The sequence below is a fragment of the Variovorax sp. GW821-FHT10D07 genome (genome assembly GCF_059415325.1).
Genome location: NZ_JBWKMZ010000024.1, coordinates 89,865 through 108,301, shown reverse-complemented (window position 1 = coordinate 108,301; position 18,437 = coordinate 89,865). Strand labels below are relative to the sequence as shown.

Here is an 18,437-nt window from a genome sequence, read left to right as displayed (position 1 = left end):
CTGCGGACCCCCGCTTTCTCCGAGCACCGCAGGTTGCCCGCAGCGAAGCGGAGGGACACAGACAGCGGGGTCGCCTTCTTTTGCTTACTTTTCTTGGCGAGACAAGAAAAGTGAGTCGCCCGCCGGGGCGAGACCCGGCCAACGACCTCAAGAAGAAGCAAGAAAGATCAGACAGCCCGAATAGGGATATACATCTCCCCCCCACCCGCCACAAACTCCTTCGACTTCTCCTCCATCCCCTTCTCCACAGCCAACGCCTCGGCCACCCCCTTCGCAGCCGCATACTCCCGCACCTCCTGCGTGATCTTCATCGAGCAGAACTTCGGCCCGCACATCGAACAGAAGTGCGCCACCTTGCTCGAATCCTTCGGCAACGTCTCGTCGTGGAATTCGCGCGCGGTATCGGGATCGAGCCCGAGGTTGAACTGGTCCTGCCAGCGGAACTCGAAGCGCGCCTTGCTCAGCGCATCGTCGCGCGACCGCGCTCCCGGATGTCCCTTCGCCACGTCCGCCGCATGCGCGGCGATCTTGTAGGCAATGATCCCCTGCTTCACGTCGTCGCGATCGGGCAGCCCCAGGTGTTCCTTCGGCGTCACGTAGCACAGCATCGCGGTGCCAGCCCAGCCGATCATCGCCGCGCCGATCGCGCTCGCGATGTGGTCGTAGCCGGGCGCGATGTCGATCGTCAGCGGGCCCAGGGTGTAGAACGGCGCCTCGTGGCAGTGCTTGAGCTGCTCGTCCATGTTCGACTGGATCATGTGCATCGGCACGTGGCCCGGGCCTTCGATCATGGTCTGCACGTCGTGCTTCCAGGCGATCTGCGTGAGCTCGCCGAGGGTGCGCAGCTCGGCGAACTGCGCCTCGTCGTTGGCGTCGGCACCGCTGCCGGGGCGCAGGCCGTCGCCGAGCGAGAAGCTCACGTCGTAGGCCTTCATGATGTCGCAGATGTCCTCGAAGTGCGTGTAGAGGAAGCTCTCCTTGTGATGCGCGATGCACCACTTCGCCATGATCGAGCCGCCGCGCGAGACGATGCCGGTCATGCGGTCGGCGGTCAGGTGGATGAACGGCAGCCGCAGGCCGGCGTGGATGGTGAAGTAGTCCACGCCCTGCTCGGCCTGCTCGATCAGCGTGTCGCGGTAGATCTCCCAGGTCAGGTCCTCGGCCACGCCGCCCACCTTCTCGAGCGCCTGGTAGATCGGCACGGTGCCGATGGGCACCGGGCTGTTGCGCACGATCCAGTCGCGCGTGGTGTGGATGTTCTTGCCGGTCGACAGGTCCATCACGTTGTCGGCGCCCCAGCGGATCGCCCACACCAGCTTCTCCACTTCTTCCTCGATGCTCGAGGTCACGGCCGAGTTGCCGATGTTGGCGTTGATCTTCACCTTGAAGTTGCGCCCGATCGCCATCGGCTCCACCTCGGGGTGGTTGATGTTGGCGGGAATGATCGCGCGGCCGCGCGCCACCTCGTCGCGCACGAACTCGGGCGTGATGATGCGCGGGATGCTCGCGCCCATGGGGTTGCCGGCCACGCGCTTCGCGCGCTCCTCGTTGGCGAGGTACTCGGCCATCCACTCGCGCTTGCCGTTCTCGCGCAGCGCCACGTACTCCATCTCGGGCGTGACGATGCCGCGGCGCGCGTAGTGCATCTGCGTGACGTTGGCGCCCGACTTCGCGCGGCGCGGCGTGCGCTGCAGCGCCGAGGCACCGGCACGCAGCTCGGCCAGGCGCTGGGCATCGCGGTCCTCGTTCTTCGCGCCGTCGTCGAGCGCATGGTGCGTGCGCCCCTCGTAGCTCTCGGTGTCGCCGCGCTCCACGACCCAGGCACCGCGCACGTCGGGCAGGCCGCGGCGCACGTCGATCTCGACCTTCGGGTCGGTGTAGGGGCCCGAGGTGTCGTAGAGCGACACGGTCTCGCCGTTGGTGAGCTTCACGTCGCGCACCGGCACGAACAGGTCGGGCCGGCTGCCGGGGATGACGCACTTGTGCGACGCGGGGAAGGGCTCGCGCGTGAGCGAGAGCAGGGTGGTGAACTTGTCGGGGGCATTCATGCAGGGCACTCCTTGTGGATGGAAAGGGTGCTCCGCAATCGCTCGGTGGGCTGTGGGCGCCGTCTCGGGTGGAGGGACGGACCGAAGCCAGCGAGTGCAGCTCTTCTTACGCCGGTATGACCCGGATCAAGTTCGCGGGTCGGCAGCTTTGCCATCTCAGCACGCCACATGCGTGCACCCCGGAGCGGGGCCGATTGTGCGAGCGCCGGCCTTCGCCGTCAACCGCCCGCGTCAAGACGGCGCGCTTTCGCGCCGGGCTTCAGGCGCGCGCCTGCAGGTCGCCGTCGACGTAGTACCAGCGCGACAGGCCCTCGGCATCGGACTCGCGCACGAAGCGGCTGCGCTCGTGCAGCCGCGAGGCCGTGCCCGAGGCACCGCGCTGGCGCGCGACGAACTCGACCTCGGCATGGTCGGCATCGCTCATCGAGCGGCCGCGCACGTCGAGCCCGAGCCAGCGCACGTCCGGCTCGAAGTCGAGCGAGGCCGGCCGCGTGCTCGCGTGCCAGGTGCCGAGCAGGTACTCGGCACGCTCGCGCACGAAGGCCGTATAGCGCGAACGCATCAGCGATTCGGCATCGGGCGCGGGGGTGTGCTCGAAGTCGTCGAGGTAGCGGCCGCAGCACATCGCGTAGGCGATGGGCTTGTCGCGGCGGTCGGTACGGCCGCAGGGGCAGGGTGCGGTGGAGGGATCGGGAACGCTGGGCATGGAGGCCCCTATTGGAACACCGTGCGGGCAGGGGCCTCCAGAGGGCAAGCCCTGGGGCCGCCGCGAGGGGGATCAGCGCGCCTCGGCCGGCCGCATGCTCTGCGCGATCGCCTCGCGCAGCGCCGGTGCGTCGGCCGGCTTGTAGATCAGCGCATAGCCCGCGCGCTCGACCTCGGCGCGGTTCGCGTGCGCGGTCTCGCCGGTGAGGATCACGACGTGGCGCGCCTTGCCCACCGCCTGCAGCGCCTGCGCGGCGGCCAGCCCCGAGAGCCCGCTGCCCAGGCGCAGGTCGCTGAGCATCAGGTCGAACACGCCGGCCTGCTGCAGCGCCTCGCGCGGATTGGCGGCCAGCGCCACCTCGTGGCCCCAGCCGCCGAGTAGCGAGCGCATGGCCTCGCGCACCGGCTGTTCGTCGTCGAGCACCAGGATGCGGATCGGCCCGCCGGTGGGGAGCGCTGCCTCCGGCTGCACCTCGACAGGGGCCTCGCCCGGCAGCGGCGCCATCTGCTCGAGCACCAGCGAGAAGGTGCTACCGCGCCCCGGCGCGCTGCGCAGCGCGATGCGCGCGCCCATCACCTGCGCCATGCTGGCCACCAGCGACAGCCCGAGGCCGAGCCCGCGGCTGCGGTCGCGCCCGGGGTTGTCGACCTGGAAGAACTCCTCGAACACCTGCTCGCGGTGCGCCGTGTCGATGCCCACGCCCGAATCGCGCACCTCGATGCGCCAGGCGGGCGCGGTACCCGAGGGGCCGCCGCGCGTGCGCCGCGCGCACACCAGCACCGTGCCGTGGGGCGTGTACTTGATCGCGTTGTCGACCAGGTTGCCGAGCAGCCGCGCGAGCATGCGCGCGTCGGCGCGCACCACCGCGGGCGTGGCGCGGATGCGCAGCACCAGCCCCTTGGCCTGCGCCAGCGCCGCGAAGCGCCCCTGCAGCGGCGCGAACAGCGTGGCCAGCCGCACCGGCTCGAAGCGCACCGGCGCCACGCCGCCGTCGAGCTGCGCGATGTCGAGCAGCGCGTCGATCGAGCCGCGCAGCGCATCGACGCTGTCGCGCATGAAGCGCAGGTTCTCGGCCGTGGGCGCGTGGCGCGTGTCGAGCGCGTCGACGAAGATCGCGAGCGCATGCATGGGCTGGCGCAGGTCGTGGTTGGCGGCCGCGAAGATGCGCGCGCGCTGCGCCGCGAGCTGCGCCACGTGCTCGAGCTGGCGCGCCAGCGCATCGGCCAGCCGCGCGTTCTCGAAGCCGTTCTCGATCGAGCCCACGATCAGCCGGTTCTGCTTGCGCGCATAGTGCAGCGCCGCCAGCAGCTGCGAGAGCGCGAGGCAGCCCATGATGACCGTCACGCTGCCGGGCTCGATCACCAGCCGCAGCGCGAGGCTCAGGAACACCGGCACGCTGAAGCACAGGGCCGCGAGCCACCACTGCGCGAGCGCCGCGATGATCACGCCGGTGACGCCGCTCACGAAGAAGTACAGCAGCAGGATGTGCGCGAGATCGCCGCTCGGGAAGAACAGCCACGGCGCCAGTGCCCACACCACGCCCGGGAACAGCATGCGCAGCTCGAGGCGGCGGCGCGTGGCCCAGGCCGAGGCGGCATCGATCGCCTCCGGCGCGAGGCTGCGCAGGTGGCGATGCATGTGCCACTGCATGCCATGCACCAGCACGGCCCACACCAGCGTGCCCTTGTGGCCGGTGAGCACGAGGAAGGTGATCCAGAACACCGCGGCGGTCACGGCGGCCGACAGCGGCGTGTCCATGGTGTCGACGATGTAGGCGCGCGCCAGGCTCTGGTCGACCAGCGGGTTCGGGTTGGGCGATTCGACCCAGTAGGCGCGCAGCCGCCGCAGCAGGCCGGCGGCCTGCGCGGACGAGCGCTCGGCGCTGGCGGGAGGCGTGGGCGGGGGCGGTGGCATGGCGGCTTCGCGGCCCATTCTGCCCGCGCCATGTGTCCGCCCATCGACCCGCGGGCATCCACCCTTGGCGTGCCGCTTGCTACCCGCTAACGTGGCGCCCCGGAGACCGGGGTGGACCACGAGCCGCCAACGCACACCATCGAGGAACAACGGCCATGTACCTGAGCGCTTCCGAACAGCAGGCCTTGCGCGGCGTGTTCACGCTGCTCGCGCGCGACGACGAGGGCGGCGAGCGCGAGATCCGCGAGCGCCTCGGCCATGCGCTGCTCGGCCTGCTGCGGGCCGACCAGTTCGCCTCCTTCGTCTGGGACGCCGAGCGCGGCGGCTTCGGCTCGCGCGTGGCGATCAACATGGCGCCGGCCAACCTCGACACCTATGCGCAGTGGCACCAGCACCACGACCCGATCACCTTCGTGCTGCAGTCGCGCCGCCGCGCCACGCGCGTGACCGAGGTGATGCCGCAGCGCGAACTGATGCGCACGCCCTTCTTCAACGACTTCCTCGCGCGCGACGGCCTGCACTGGGGCCTGAACCTTCATGCCTTCGACGGCGAGCGCGCGCTCGGCGACCTGCGCATCTGGCGCCGCAAGGAGCGCGGCGATTTCGGCGCGCGCGAGACGCTGATGCTCGACCTGATCGAGCCCGCGTTCGCGGGCGCGCTGCGGCGCGCGCAGCAGCGCACCGGCGGCGCGGGAAGCGCGGCCGCCTCGCCCTGGGCCAGCCTCAGCGCGCGCGAGCAGCAGGTGGCGCGCGCGGTGCGCGAGGGCCTCACCGACAAGGACATCGCGCGCCGCATGGCGGTGGGCGTGCCCACGGTGCGCACCTACCTGCGGCGCATCTTCGACAAGCTCGGCATCGAGCGCCGCTCGGCACTCGCGGGCGTGCTGTCGCGCGATTGAATCACTTCGCCGCCGGCAGCCGCCCCAGCAAGGGCTCGATCGCGAGGCCCAGTGCCAGCAGGCGGCGGTCGCTGCCCGCGGGGCCGTCGAGCTCGAGCCCGATCGGCAAACCGCTGGTCGCACCCAGCGCCGAGGGCAGTTGCAGCCCCGGGATGCCGGCGTTGCTGCCGGGGTCGGTGTTCTGGATCAGCGCGCCGAAGTTCTCGGGGCTGCTGGCCTCGGGCGCGGCCAGCAGCGCCACCTGCGGCACGGTCGGGAACACCAGCGCGTCGAGCCGGTGCTTCGTGAAGGTATCGCGGTAGAGCTTCTGCAGCGCCGGCCGCGCCACGCGCATCGCGTGGTCGTAGGCCGGCTTGGCATCGACCGTGCCGTTCGGGGCCGGCAGCTTGCGCGGCAGCACCAGGCCGTCGAAGGTGCCCTTCACGTCGGGGCTCGCGATGCCCGCGGCGAGCTGCTTGAGGTCGATGCCCGTGTCGTACTTCGCGAGGTAGGCCGCCATGTCGTCGTTCGCCTCGTAGAGCGCGACCGGGAAGCCCACCGCGCCGTTGAGTTCGGCGAGCTTCGGCATCTCGAGCTCGACCAGCGTGACGCCGGCCGCGCGCAGCTTGGCCAGCGCGGCATCGGTGGCGGCACGGGTGTCGGCATCGAGGTTGGCGAAGAAGGCCGGCACCACGCCGAGCCGCACGCGTTTCAGGTCGGCGGGACGCACCGCCGCGCCGCCCGCGATCGCGCGGTCGAGCAGCACCAGGTCGGCCACCGACAGCGCCATCGGGCCGGCGGTGTCGCGCGTGTGCGAGATCGGCGCGATGCCCTGCTGCGGATAGCGGCCCATCGAGGGCCGCAGCGACGCGCAGCCGTTGAAGGCGCAGGGAATGCGCACCGAGCCGCCCGTGTCGGTGCCCAGCGCGGCCGACACCATGCGCGCGCCGAGCGCCGCGCCGTTGCCCGACGAGGAACCGCCCGCGATGCGGCGCGGGTCGTAGGCATTGCGCACGCCGACCTCGGGGCCCGAGGGGAAGGCCGGGTTGTAGCCGGTGACGCCGAAGGCCAGCTCGTGCATGTGGGTCTTGCCCAGCACGATGGCTCCGGCCGCGCGCAGCTTCGCGACCACCGGCGCGTCGGCCGCCGGCACGAAGCCCTTGAGCGCGGGCGTGCCGGCGCTGGCGGGCAGGCCGCGCACCTGGATGTTGTCCTTGATCGCCACCGGCAGGCCGGCCAGCGGCTTGCAGGCCGCGCGGGGCTTGCGCGCGGCATCGGCGGCGCGCGCGGCCGCGAGCGCGCCCTGCTCGTCGAGCGTGATGAAGGCGTTGAGGTTCGCCTTGGCCCTGGCCTGCGCGACATAGGCCGTGACCAGCTGCTCGCTGGTCAAGCGGCCGGCGCAGAGTTCGCGCACCGCCTCGCTGGCGGTCAGGGTGGCGATGTCGGGCGCGGCCGGCTGCTGGGCCTGGGCACCCATGGCGAGCACGGCGAGCGCACACGCTGCAAGACGCGCCGGGCGGCGCAAGGGGGCGGAAGAAGAACGGGTCATGGCGGCGGCCTCGATGAACGAACGGAAGGCCGCCATCGTGCGCCGCCGCGCGGCGGCTGTCTGTCGTCGAAACCGATGACAAGGCGCGGCTGCGCGATCGGTGGCCCCTACTCGAACAGCACCCACTCGGGCCGCATGTTGAGGCGCACCGGCAGGATGCTCACGCCCAGGCCGCTGGTCACGTACATGCGCCGGCCGCGGTTCTCGATCCAGCCATAGGACCAGGTGCGCGGCGCCGCACCGGGCACGATCGGCGCGCCGTAGCCCGGCACCCAGACCTGGCCGCCATGGGTGTGGCCGGCCACGGTGAGCACCGGCGCGGGCGCGGCGAGGCGCGGCATCCCGGCCAGGCTCGCGGGGTCGTGCATCAGCACCAGCGTGGGAGCGCCGGCCGGCACGCGCGACAAGGCGCGATCGGGCCGCGAATGACCGGTGGAGTGGTCGCCGATGCCCACCACCCAGAGCTCGCGCCCGGGCAGCGGCACGGCATCGTTCTCGAGCACCACGATGCCCTGCGCCGACAGTGCGTGCGTGATGCGCGCGCCGTCGTGCCACCAGTCGTGGTTGCCGAGCACCGCGTACACGCCCAGCGGCGCCTTCAGCCGCCCGAGCACCTCGGCCATGGTCTCGATCGGCAGCGGCTCGTCGCCGCCGTGGCCGGCCAGGAAGTCGCCGGGCAGCAGCACCAGGTCGGGCTGCGCGGCATTGATGGCGTCGACGATGCGGCGCGCGCGCTCCACGTCGGTCACGCGCCAGAGGCTGCGTTCGGTGATGTGCCAGTCGCTCGCGACCGCGATGCGCAGCCGCGGCTGCGCGCCCCAGGCGGCGCTGTCCAGCGTCTCGGTGCGCGCCGCGACCCAGCGCGGCTCGATCGCGACGCTCCAGAGGCCGAGCGCGGCCAGCGCGAGCGCCGCGAAGGCGCGCCATCCGGGGCGGCGCATCAGCGCAGCCGGCTCACAGTGCCCGCTGGATCAGCAGCTTCTGGATGTCCGAGGTGCCTTCGTAGATCTGGCACACGCGCACGTCGCGGTAGATGCGCTCGAGCGGGAAGTCGTTCACGTAGCCGTAGCCGCCCAGGGTCTGGATCGCGGCGCTGCACACGCGCTCGGCCATCTCGCTCGCGAACAGCTTGGCCATCGCGGCCTCCTTCAGGCAGGGCCGGCCCGCGTCGCGCAGGCTCGCGGCATGCCAGATCAGCTGGCGTGCGGCCTCGAGCTGCGTCGCGCAGTCGGCGAGCCGGAAGCCCACGGCCTGCTGGTCGAAGATGGACCCGCCGAAGGCCTGGCGTTCCTTGGCATAGGCCACGGCCACGTCGAAGGCGCTGCGCGCCATGCCCACGCTCTGCGCCGCGATGCCGATGCGGCCGCCTTCGAGCGCACCGAGCGCGATCTTGTAGCCCTCGCCCTCGGCGCCGATCAGGTTCTCCGCCGGGATGCGGCAGCCGTCGAAGTTGATCTGCGCGGTGTCGCTGCTGTGCTGGCCGAGCTTGTCCTCGAGCCGCGCCACCTGGTAGCCCGGCGCGTCGGTCGGCACGATGAAGGCGCTCATGCCGCGCTTGCCCGCGGCCTTGTCGGTGACCGCGATCACGATCGCCACCTGGCCGTTCTTGCCGCTGGTGATGAACTGCTTCACGCCGTCGATCACATAGCCGTCGGCGTCCTTGCGCGCGGTGGTGCGCAGGCTCGAGGCGTCGCTGCCGGCCTGCGGCTCGGTCAGGCAGAAGGCGCCGAGCATCCGCCCCTGCGCGAGCGGCTCGAGCCACTGCTTCTTCTGCTGCGCATTGCCGTAGCGCATCAGGATCGCGTTGACGGGGCAGTTGGTCACGCTGATCGCGGTGCTGGTGCCGCCGTCGCCGGCCGCGATCTCCTCGAGCACCAGCGCGAGCGTGAGGTAGTCGAGGCCGGCGCCGCCGTGCTCCTCGGGCACGCAGATGCCGTAGGCACCGAGCGCCGCGAGGCCCTGGTGCACTTCCTTCGGAAAGCTGTGCTCGCGGTCCCACTTCGGCGCATGGGGCCAGAGTTCGGCCTGCGCGAAATCGCGCACGGCGTCGCGGATGGCTTCCTGGTCGGTGCTCAGCAGCATGGCGTGTCTCCTTGTGTCGTTCTCGTCGCGTCGTCGTTACTTGCCCGAACCCAGGTCCATGATCAGGCGCGCGGCCATGTACAGGCGGCGCGGGATCGCGCTGATGTCCACGTACTCGGCCTTGTCGCTGTGGTAGCCGAAGCCCGGCAGGCCCAGGCTCTCGATCACGGGCTTGCCCGACAGCGCCGCGTAGGCCGCGTCGGTGCCGCCGCCGGTGCGCTCTTCCACGCCCAGCGTGCCGCCGGCTTCCTTGTAGTAGCCCACCGCCTTGTCGACCAGCTTCCTGCCGCCCTCGCCGGCATTGAAGGCCGGGCGGCCGCGCGTGACGATCACCTTCACGTCGGCATCGGGCAGCTTCTTCTGCTGCGCGCGCTCCTCGAGCGTCTTCATCGCGGCATCGAAGTCCTCGTTGCGCGCATAGCGCACGTCGGCGTTGAGCGTGGCGCTGGCCGGGATGATGTTCGAGACGTTGCCGGCCTTGGCGATGGTCCAGTTGAAGCGCAGGTTCTTCGACTTGTCGTCGATGCTCATGGTGCGCAGCACCAGGTCGGAGGCCTCGACCAGCGCGTTCACGCCGAGGTCGGGCGCGGCGCCCGCGTGCGAGGCCTTGCCCGTGATGTTGACCTGCACGTAGGCGATGCCCGAGGTGCCGAGCGAGAGCTTCTCGTCGCCGGCGCCCGTGGGCTCGAACGAGAGCACGTAGTCGGCCAGCTTGGCCTCTTCCTGGATCAGGTCGCGCGAGCCGAAGGAGCCTTTCTCCTCGTCGGTGTTGAACAGCACGGTGATGGTGCCGTAGTCGCGCACGCCGTAGTCCTTGAGCAGCTTGAGCGTGTGCAGGATCACGGCATTGCCGCCCTTGTCGTCGGCGATGCCCGGGCCGTAGGCCTTGTCGCCCTCGATGCGGAACGGCGCCTTGGCGAGGGTGCCCTTGAGGTAGACGGTGTCCATGTGCGACATCAGCAGCAGGTTCTTGCCGCCGCGGCCCTTGAGCTTGCCGACGATGTTGTCGCCCACCACCAGGCCGGCCGACTTGCTGCGCGTGACGGTGAAGCCCAGGTTCTTCAGCTCGCCCTCGAGGAAGTTGCCCGCCGCGGCGATGCCCTCGGCGTCGCCGGTGCCGGTCTCGATGTTGACCAGCTTCTCCAGCGTCTTGATGACGGCGGGCTGCTCGTCGGTGGCGGCCTGGAACAGCACGTTGTCGCGCTTCTGCGCCCAGGCGGCCGGCGCGAGCAGGGCGCCCGCGAGCACGGCGGCGATGACGTTGCGTGAATGAAAGGGACGCATGGGACCTCCTGCTTTTCTGCGATTCGTTCGGAAACTGGGAAAGACCGCCGGCAGCCGCCGCCGGCCGGCCGCGCCTTTGGGAAGGGCGGAAGGCGGCGGGCGGTTCGGGCCGGCGGACGGGCGCCGTACCTTTTACAGCAGTTCGAGCGCCACGGCGGTGCCTTCGCCGCCGCCGATGCACAACGTGGCCACGCCGCGCTTCTTGCCTTGCGCCTTCAGCGCATGGATCAGCGTGACCATGATGCGCGCGCCGCTGGCGCCGATCGGGTGGCCCAGCGCGCAGGCGCCGCCGTGGATGTTGACGCGGTCGTGCGACACGTCGAGCTCGTGCATCAGCGCCATCGGCACCACCGCGAAGGCCTCGTTGACCTCCCAGAGGTCCACGTCCTTGACGCTCCAGCCGGTCTTCTTGAACAGCTTGGCCACGGCGCCCACCGGCGCGGTCGAGAACCACTCGGGCTGCTGCGCGTGCGTGGCATGGCCGACGATGCGCGCGATCGGCTTGGCGCCGATCTTCTTCGCATGCGACTCGGTCATCATGACCAGCGCGGCGGCGCCGTCGTTGATCGACGAGCTCGAGGCGGCGGTGATGGTGCCGTTCTCCTTCTTGAACGCGGGCTTGAGCGTCGGGATCTTGTCGAGCTTGACCTTGCCCGGGCCTTCGTCGATGGCGATCAGCGTGTCGCCGCCGCGGCCCTTGACCGTGACCGGCACGATCTCGTCCTTGAACAGGCCCGTGTCGGTGGCCTTCTTGGCGCGCTCGACGCTGGCGATGGCGAAGGCGTCCTGCTGTTCGCGCGTGAACTTGTACTTGGCCGCGCAGTCCTCGCCGAAGGTGCCCATCGAGCGGCCCGGCTGGTAGGCGTCCTCGAGGCCGTCGAGCATCATGTGGTCGAAGATGCGGTCGTGGCCCATGCGGTAGCCGCCGCGGCCCTTGAGCATCAGGTAAGGCGCGTTGGTCATGCTCTCCATGCCGCCCGCCACCATCACGTCGTGCGTGCCGGCCAGCAGCAGGTCGTGCGCGAGCATCGCGGCCTTCATGGCCGAGCCGCACATCTTGCTGAGCGTGACCGCGCCGGCGCTGTCGGGCAGGCCGCCCTTGTAGGCCGCCTGGCGCGCGGGCGCCTGGCCCTGGCCCGCCATCAGGCAGTTGCCGAACAGCACCTCGCCCACGCTGTCGGGCGCGATGCCGGCACGCTCGACGGCGGCCTTGATCGCGGCGCCGCCGAGGTCGTGCGCCGCGAGGGAGGAGAAGTCGCCCTGGAAGCTGCCCATGGGGGTGCGGGCGGCGCCGACGATGACGATGGATTCGGACATGTGAGTGCTCCTTGGTGCTGGAAAAAGAATGCGGGTCCGCGGATGCGAAGGCCCGTCAGGAATGCGCCGCCTGCTCCTCGTCGTGGAAGCGTTGCGACTCTTCGTACGGGAACACGTCCAGCATCTGGCCGGCCTGGATGCGTTCCTTGTGGTGTTGCCAGAAAGCGGCGTCGAGCAGGTCGGCGTGGTGCGCCATGAAGGCTTCGCGCACGTCCTTGTTGCCCAGCAGGAAGGGCTCGAAGGTCTCGGGGAACACGTCCTTCGGGCCGACCGAATACCAGACCTCGCCGCTCATCTCCTCTTCCTCGTTGCGCGGCGCGGGCACCTTGCGGAACTGGCAGTCGGTGATGTATTCGATCTCGTCGTAGTCGTAGAACACGACCTTGCCGCCGCGCGTGACGCCGAAGTTCTTCCACAGCATGTCGCCCGGGAAGATGTTGGCCGCCACCATGTCCTTGATCGCGTTGCCGTACTCGATCACCGCCTGCTCGAGCTGCTCCCTGGCGCGCCTGGCCTGCGCCGGGCTCTCGGGATGCGCGAGCATGTCGAAGGCCTCCTGCAGGTAGATGTTCAGCGGGATCATCCGGCGCTCGATGTAGACGTGCTTGAGCACCAGCTCCATCTCCCCGTTGCCGTCGCGATCGCCGATCTCGAGCTGGCTGGGCGCGAACTTCCGGATCTCCTCGATCAGCGCGGGCTCGAAGCGGTCGAGCGGAAAACCCACGTCGCTGTACTCGAGCGTGTCGGCCATGCGGCCCACGCGGTCGTGCTGCTTCACGAGCATGTACTTGCCCTTGATCTGCTCGCGCGTGGTGTCCTTCGGCGGCGGATAGAAGTCCTTGATGACCTTGAACACGAACGGGAACGAGGGCAGGTCGAACACCAGCATCACCATGCCCTTGATGCCGGGCGCGATGCGGAAGCGGTCGCTCGAGTAGTTGAGGTGCGAGAGGAAGTCGCGGTAGAACAGCGTCTTGCCCTGCTTGGCGAGGCCGAGCGCGTTGTAGATCTCGGCGCGCGGCTTGCGCGGCATCAGCGAGCGCAGGAACTGCACGCAGGCCGAGGGCACCTCCATGTCGACCATGAAGTAGGCGCGCGCGAAGCTGAACAGCATCTGCAGGTCGTCCTCGCCGAACAGCACCGCGTCGACGTGGAAGCGGCCCTGGCCGTCGTGCAGGATCGGCAGCGCGAACGCCAGCTCGACGAAGCCGTTCATGATCTTGCCGACCACGTAGGCGCCCTTGTTGCGGTAGAACAGCCCCGAGAGCACCTGCAGCTGGAAGTTGGCGCGCAGCTTGACCTGGTGGAAGCGCCCCTGCATCGCGCTCGCCACGCGCTCGGCATCGCGCCGCTTGTGGGCCCAGCTGCCGAGCAGCGCGAAGTCGTCGAGCATCTGCTCGATGCTGTCGGCCAGCGTGGCGTGCGCCGGGTAGTAGGCGCGGTAGGTGGGCATGCCGCGCGGCTCGATGTACTCGGTGCTGATCGCCGGGCGCACGAAGATGAAGTCGTTCTGGAAGTACGCGCGGTGCAGGATCTTGGTGGTGACCGAGTTGAAGAAGCTCTCGGCCAGCTCGGGCTGGTGGTGGTCGACCAGCAGGCCGATGTAGTGCAGCTTGACCTGGTGCCAGACGTCCATCGGCTGCTCGCCGGCCTTGAACTCCTTCTCGAGCCGCGCCACCGCCTCGCTCACGCGCAGGTCGTAGAACTCGATGCGCTCGCGCTGCGCGCGCTGCTGGCCGTGCCAGTCGGCGGTCTCGAAGCGGTGCTTGGCGCGCGACGACTCGGCCCGGAACAGCGTGTAGTGCCGGTTGAAGCCGTCCATCATCGCCTTCGCGATGTCGTAGGCCAGCGGGGAGTCGAGGCGCTGCGGGAACATGGACCGAAGCGGGCGCGGTCTCAGTCGGCCGCGGGGGTGGCGGGCGCGGGTGCCGCGGCGGGCTTGCCCGTGAGTTTGGTCACCAGTTCGCCGGGGCGGCTGTACTTGTGGCGCACGCGCTGCACCGCGGCCCTGTAGAGCGATTCGAGCGACTTGTCGCCTTCCACGCTCATGCCCAGGTCCTGCAGCAGGCCGTCGTGCACGCCGAAGGTCCAGCCGTGGATCGTGACCTTCTGGCCGCGGCTCCAGGCGTCGACCATCACCGTGCTGACGGCCACGTTGACCACCTGCTCGGCGACGTTGAGTTCGCACAGCGCGTCGGCGCGCACTTCTTCCGAGAAGCTGTCGAGCATCACGTGGTGGCGGTCGCGCACGTCCTGGATGTGGCGGATCCAGTTGTCGGCCAGGCCGATGCGGGTGCCGTTGAGCGCGGCCTTCACGCCCGCGCAGCCGTAGTGGCCCACCACCATGATGTGCTCGACCTTCAGGTGCTCGACCGCGAACTGGATCGCCGACAGCGCGTTGAGGTCGGAGTGCACCACGATGTTGGCCACGTTGCGGTGCACGAACACCTCGCCGGGCTCGAGGCCGGTGATCTGGTTGGCCGGCACGCGGCTGTCGGAACAGCCGATCCACATGTAGCGCGGCGTCTGCTGCTTGACCAGGCTGGTGAAGAAACCAGGCCGGTCGCGTTCCATCTGCGCGGACCAGGCGCGGTTGTGGGCGAAGAGGTCGTCGAGGGATTCGGACATGCGGGGATTGTCGGTGAGGTGGAGGGGGATTCGGTGCGGCGGCGCCCGGCGCCGGGGGCTCTCTCAGGCGGTGGTTCGGGCCGGTCGCGGTGGCCTGGCCTTGGGCTTGCCGGCGGTTTCGGCCTTTTGCGCGCGCGCCAGCGCCGTCTGGCCCTTCTTTTCGTGAGCACGCACTTCCGCGATATTGGCCTGCAGCTCGGCGAGCTGGCCCTCGAGCTGCGCGCGGTGGGCGCCCAGGATGCTGAGGAAGCGCTCGAGTTGCGGCACCGTGTCGCGCGGGCTGTCGTACATGTCGAGGATGTCCTTGGCCTCGGTCAGGCTCAGGCCCAGGCGCTTGGCGCGCAGCGTGAGCGTGAGCCGGGCCCGGTCGCGCGCGCTGTAGATGCGCTGCAGGCCCGCGCGCTCGGGCGTGAGCAGCCCCATGTCCTCGTAGAAGCGGATCGCCCGCGTCGTCAGGTCGAATTCCTTCGCGAGCTGGCTGATGGTGAAGGTTTGCGCTGGCATGAGGGCTGGTTCAGGGAACACGGGAGGCGCCGGAAAGGGGGCGTTGCGGGGGCGACAGCACATTTGCGCCGCGCTCTCTACAATGGTGCCCTCAACCCATGACGTTTACGTAAACGTCAATCCTACATGAATCTGCTCGAACGCGAACTCCACTACCCCCTCGGCGACACCCTGCCCGCGCCCGGCGAGGCCCTCGAAGTGGCGCCCGGCGTGCGCTGGATCCGCATGCGGCTGCCGTTCGCGCTCGACCACATCAACCTCTGGCTGCTGCGCGACAACTACCGCGGCGTCGAGGGCTGGACCGTGGTCGACTGCTGCATCTCGCGCGACGAGGCGCGAGCCCAGTGGGAGCAGGTGTTCGAGACCCAGCTGCAGGGCCTGCCGATCGTGCGCGTGATCGTCACCCACATGCACCCCGACCACATCGGCCTGGCCGACTGGCTGTGCAAGCGCTGGAACGTGCCGCTGTGGATCAGCTCCACCGACTACCACGTGGCGCGCGTGCTCTGCAGCAGCGGCGACACGCTGGCGGGCGGCGAGCATGCCGCGCGCTTCTTCAGCGCGCACGGCCTGGCCAACCCCGAGGCGCTCGACAAGATCCGCGGCCGCACCAACTACTACGCCAACATGGTGCCCTCGGTGCCCGAGAGTTTCGTGCGCATGCTCGACGGCGACAGCATCGACATCGGCGGCCATGCCTGGCGCTGCATCAGCGGCTATGGTCACGCGCCCGAGCACATCGCGCTGTACTGCGACGACCTCAAGCTGCTGCTGGGCGGCGACATGATGCTGCCGCGCATCTCGACCAACGTGAGCGTGTACGCGGGCGAGCCCGAGGCGAATGCGCTGCGGCTGTTCCTCGACAGCATCGAGCGCTTCAAGTCGCTGCCCGCCGACACCCTCGGCCTGCCCGCGCACGGCAAGCCCTTCACCGGCATCCACCGCCGCGTCGAGCAGCTGCAGGAGCACCACCGCGACCGCCTGGCCGAGCTGCTCGAGGTCGCGCTGGCGCGGCCGATCACCGCCTTCGAGGGGCTGCCGATCCTGTTCAAGCGCGAACTCGACCTGCACCAGATGACCTTCGCGATGGGCGAGACCGTGGCGCACCTGCACCTGCTCTGGTATTCGGGGCAGGTGAAGCGTGAGCTGGGCGCGGACGGCATCTACCGCTTCGGCGCCCTGCGCTGAAGCCGGCGCGGCGGACGGCCGCGCATAGACTCGCGGGCATGAACATGTCGCACACGCTGGCCGATCTGCGCGCGGGCCGGCTGGCCGGCGCCACGCGGCTCGACCTGGGCTGCGGCCTCGAGGAATTCCCGCGCGAGATTTTCGAGCTGGCCGACACGCTCGAGGTGCTGAACCTCACGGGCAATGCGCTCGACCGCCTGCCCGACGACCTGGGCCGGCTGCACCGCCTGCGCGTGCTGTTCTGCTCCGATAACCGCTTCACGCGGCTGCCCGAATCGATCGGCGACTGCGCGAGCCTCGACATCGTCGGCTTCAAGGCCAACCGCATCGCCGAGGTGCCGGCCGCGTCGCTCGCGCCCTCGCTGCGCTGGCTGATCCTGACCGACAACGCGATCGAGAGCCTGCCCGACACGCTGGGCGACTGCGCGCGCATGCAGAAGCTGATGCTCGCGGGCAACCGCCTGAGCGCGCTGCCCGAAACATTGGCCGGCTGCACGCGGCTCGAACTGCTGCGCATCTCCGCCAACCGTTTCGCCACGCCGCCCGGCTGGCTGTGGTCGATGCCGCGCCTGTCGTGGCTGGCCGCCGCGGGCAATGCCTTCGACGCGCGCGACGAGGAGGCCGCGGCGCTCGCGCCCGCGGTGCCGCGCATCGACTGGCGCGCGCTGCGGCTGGGCGCACAGCTCGGCGAAGGTGCCTCGGGCGTGATCCACGAGGCGTTGCTGAACGAGCGGGAGCCGGTCGCGGTCAAGCTGTTCAAGGGGGCCGTCACCAGCGACGGCTGGCCGCGCAGCGAACTCGCGGCCAGCATCGCGGCCGGCGCCCATGCCACCCTGATCGGCGCGCAGGGCCGCATCGACGGCCATCCCGAGGGCACGCAGGGCCTGGTGATGGCGCGCGTGCCGGCGTCGTTCCGCACGCTCGCGGGGCCGCCGAGCCTGGCCTCGTGCACGCGCGACGTCTATGCCGAGCAGGCCCGCTGGTCCGCCGCCACCGCGCTGCGCATCGCGCGCGACATCGCGGCGGCGATGCGGCACCTGCATGCGCGCGGCCTGGTGCATGGCGATCTCTATGCGCACAACATCCTCTGGCATCCCGAGCAGGGCGCGCGCCTGGGCGACTTCGGCGCCGCCTGGTTCGCCGATGCGCTGCCCGCCGACGCCGCGGCACGCGCGCGGCAACTGGAGGTGCGCGCCTTCGGCTGCCTGCTCGAGGAACTGGTCGCGCGCTGCGATGAACCGCTTCCCGCGATGACGGCGCTGCGCGATCGCTGCCTGCAGCCCGACGTAGCCGCACGGCCCTCGGCTGCACTGCTCGAAGAGGCCCTCGCATGAGCCGAGGCCGCCTCGCCCATCCGCCGCTGCCGATGCGCGACGGCGTGAGCGCGAGCTGCGTCGGCCTGCCGACCGAGGACCACTGGCCCACCATCGCCGATTTCCTGATCGCGCGCTTCACCGCGATCGCGCCCGAAGCCTGGATGCGGCGCATCCGCGACGGCGAGGTGGTCGACGAGCACGGCGTGCCCGTCACGTCCGAGCGCCGCTACCAGGCGCCGCTGCGCGTCTTCTACTACCGCGCGCTCGACACCGAGCCGGCGATCCCGTTCGAGGAGCAGGTGCTGTACCGCGACGAACACCTGCTGGTGGTCGACAAGCCGCACTTCGTGCCCGTCACGCCCACCGGCAAGTACCTGCACCAGAGCCTGCTGGTGCGGCTCAAGCGCAAGCTCGGCATCGAGGCGCTGTCGCCGCTGCACCGCATCGACCGCAGCACCGCGGGCCTGCTGCTGTTCTCGCTGCGGCCCGAGACGCGCGGCGCCTACCAGACCATGTTCGCGCAGCGCACGGTGCACAAGGACTACGAGGCGATCGTGCCGCTACCGGGCGGCGCTGCCGCCGCGGCCGCGCTGCCGTCGGTCTACCGCAGCCGGCTGGTCGACGACGCGCACTTCATGCAGGTGAAGGAGGCGCCCGGCGAACCGAACTCCGAGACCGGCATCGCGGTGCTGAAGGTCTTCGACGGCCTCGCGCATCTCGCGCTCTCGCCGGTCACGGGCCGGCGGCACCAGCTGCGCGTGCATTGCATGGCGCTGGGCATGCCGATCGTGAACGACCCCTTCTATCCGGTGCTGACGCCGGTAGACACCGACGACTTCGACCGGCCGCTGCAGCTGCTGGCGCGCTCCATCGCCTTCACCGATCCGGTGACCGGCGAGCCGCGCCGCTTCGACAGCCAGCTGCGCCTGCTGCTGGCGCCAAGGTGACGCCCGCGGCGCGGCGCCGGCACTAAGCTGCGGCCTCCGGCTGCCCTTGCCTTTCTTCCATCGGGCGGCCCAGGCA

General features: G+C 70.3%; 15 protein-coding genes and 1 riboswitch. Of the genes, 4 read left to right on the top strand and 11 right to left on the bottom strand.

Annotated features, from left to right (window positions below; genetic code table 11):
- Nucleotides 1-167 precede the first annotated feature (167 nt).
- The 3 genes from thiC to AC07PU_RS39975 form a co-directional block, all read right to left on the bottom strand.
- Complete coding sequence (gene thiC, locus AC07PU_RS39985; protein ID WP_495323381.1) at nucleotides 168-2,048, bottom strand: phosphomethylpyrimidine synthase ThiC; 1,881 nt, start codon at nucleotides 2,046-2,048, stop codon at nucleotides 168-170.
- 86 nt (nucleotides 2,049-2,134) lie between these two features.
- Nucleotides 2,135-2,240, bottom strand: a riboswitch (TPP riboswitch).
- 67 nt (nucleotides 2,241-2,307) lie between these two features.
- Complete coding sequence (locus AC07PU_RS39980) at nucleotides 2,308-2,754, bottom strand: YchJ family protein (protein ID WP_093348268.1); 447 nt, start codon at nucleotides 2,752-2,754, stop codon at nucleotides 2,308-2,310.
- Nucleotides 2,755-2,826: 72 nt separating this feature from the next.
- Nucleotides 2,827-4,668 (bottom strand): hybrid sensor histidine kinase/response regulator, encoded by a 1,842-nt coding sequence (locus AC07PU_RS39975; protein WP_495323380.1) that lies wholly within the window; start codon nucleotides 4,666-4,668, stop codon nucleotides 2,827-2,829.
- A 155-nt stretch (nucleotides 4,669-4,823) separates the two neighbouring features.
- Between AC07PU_RS39975 and AC07PU_RS39970 the strand changes: the two genes are divergently transcribed.
- Complete coding sequence (locus AC07PU_RS39970) at nucleotides 4,824-5,567, top strand: helix-turn-helix transcriptional regulator (protein WP_495323379.1); 744 nt, start codon at nucleotides 4,824-4,826, stop codon at nucleotides 5,565-5,567.
- Nucleotide 5,568: 1 nt separating this feature from the next.
- On the opposite strand, the gene iaaH is transcribed toward AC07PU_RS39970, so the two are convergent.
- The 8 genes from iaaH to AC07PU_RS39930 form a co-directional block, all read right to left on the bottom strand.
- Entirely contained in the window at nucleotides 5,569-7,023 is a 1,455-nt protein-coding gene (iaaH, locus tag AC07PU_RS39965; RefSeq protein ID WP_495323385.1) for an indoleacetamide hydrolase, read from the bottom strand.
- A 179-nt stretch (nucleotides 7,024-7,202) separates the two neighbouring features.
- Nucleotides 7,203-8,036, bottom strand: coding sequence for a metallophosphoesterase (locus AC07PU_RS39960; RefSeq protein ID WP_495323378.1), 834 nt, complete (start codon nucleotides 8,034-8,036; stop codon nucleotides 7,203-7,205).
- Nucleotides 8,037-8,049: 13 nt separating this feature from the next.
- A complete protein-coding gene (locus AC07PU_RS39955; RefSeq protein WP_057596576.1) occupies nucleotides 8,050-9,177 on the bottom strand; it encodes an acyl-CoA dehydrogenase family protein in 1,128 nt (375 codons plus the stop codon).
- Nucleotides 9,178-9,213: 36 nt separating this feature from the next.
- A complete protein-coding gene (locus AC07PU_RS39950; protein WP_093348258.1) occupies nucleotides 9,214-10,461 on the bottom strand; it encodes a glutamate carboxypeptidase in 1,248 nt (415 codons plus the stop codon).
- A gap of 132 nt (nucleotides 10,462-10,593) precedes the next feature.
- Nucleotides 10,594-11,778 (bottom strand): acetyl-CoA C-acyltransferase, encoded by a 1,185-nt coding sequence (locus tag AC07PU_RS39945; RefSeq protein ID WP_495323377.1) that lies wholly within the window; start codon nucleotides 11,776-11,778, stop codon nucleotides 10,594-10,596.
- A 55-nt stretch (nucleotides 11,779-11,833) separates the two neighbouring features.
- Complete coding sequence (aceK, locus tag AC07PU_RS39940; protein ID WP_495323376.1) at nucleotides 11,834-13,654, bottom strand: bifunctional isocitrate dehydrogenase kinase/phosphatase; 1,821 nt, start codon at nucleotides 13,652-13,654, stop codon at nucleotides 11,834-11,836.
- Between the two features lie 20 nt (nucleotides 13,655-13,674).
- Nucleotides 13,675-14,406 (bottom strand): carbonate dehydratase, encoded by a 732-nt coding sequence (can, locus tag AC07PU_RS39935; RefSeq protein ID WP_296781223.1) that lies wholly within the window; start codon nucleotides 14,404-14,406, stop codon nucleotides 13,675-13,677.
- Between the two features lie 63 nt (nucleotides 14,407-14,469).
- On the bottom strand, nucleotides 14,470-14,910 hold the full coding sequence (locus AC07PU_RS39930; RefSeq protein ID WP_208510941.1) for a MerR family transcriptional regulator: 441 nt from the start codon (nucleotides 14,908-14,910) through the stop codon (nucleotides 14,470-14,472).
- A gap of 126 nt (nucleotides 14,911-15,036) precedes the next feature.
- On the opposite strand from AC07PU_RS39930, the gene AC07PU_RS39925 reads away from it, so the two are divergent.
- The 3 genes from AC07PU_RS39925 to AC07PU_RS39915 are packed head-to-tail and all read left to right on the top strand — an operon-like array spanning nucleotide 15,037 to nucleotide 18,361.
- A complete protein-coding gene (locus AC07PU_RS39925) occupies nucleotides 15,037-16,098 on the top strand; it encodes an MBL fold metallo-hydrolase (RefSeq protein WP_495323375.1) in 1,062 nt (353 codons plus the stop codon).
- Nucleotides 16,099-16,142: 44 nt separating this feature from the next.
- Nucleotides 16,143-17,432, top strand: a complete 1,290-nt coding sequence (locus AC07PU_RS39920) for a leucine-rich repeat-containing protein kinase family protein (protein WP_495323384.1) — start codon at nucleotides 16,143-16,145, stop codon at nucleotides 17,430-17,432.
- Nucleotides 17,429-18,361: a pseudouridine synthase gene (locus tag AC07PU_RS39915; RefSeq protein WP_495323374.1), complete on the top strand. Its 933-nt coding sequence runs from the start codon at nucleotides 17,429-17,431 to the stop codon at nucleotides 18,359-18,361. Before AC07PU_RS39920 ends, AC07PU_RS39915 begins: the two co-directional genes overlap by 4 nt.
- Nucleotides 18,362-18,437 lie beyond the last annotated feature (76 nt).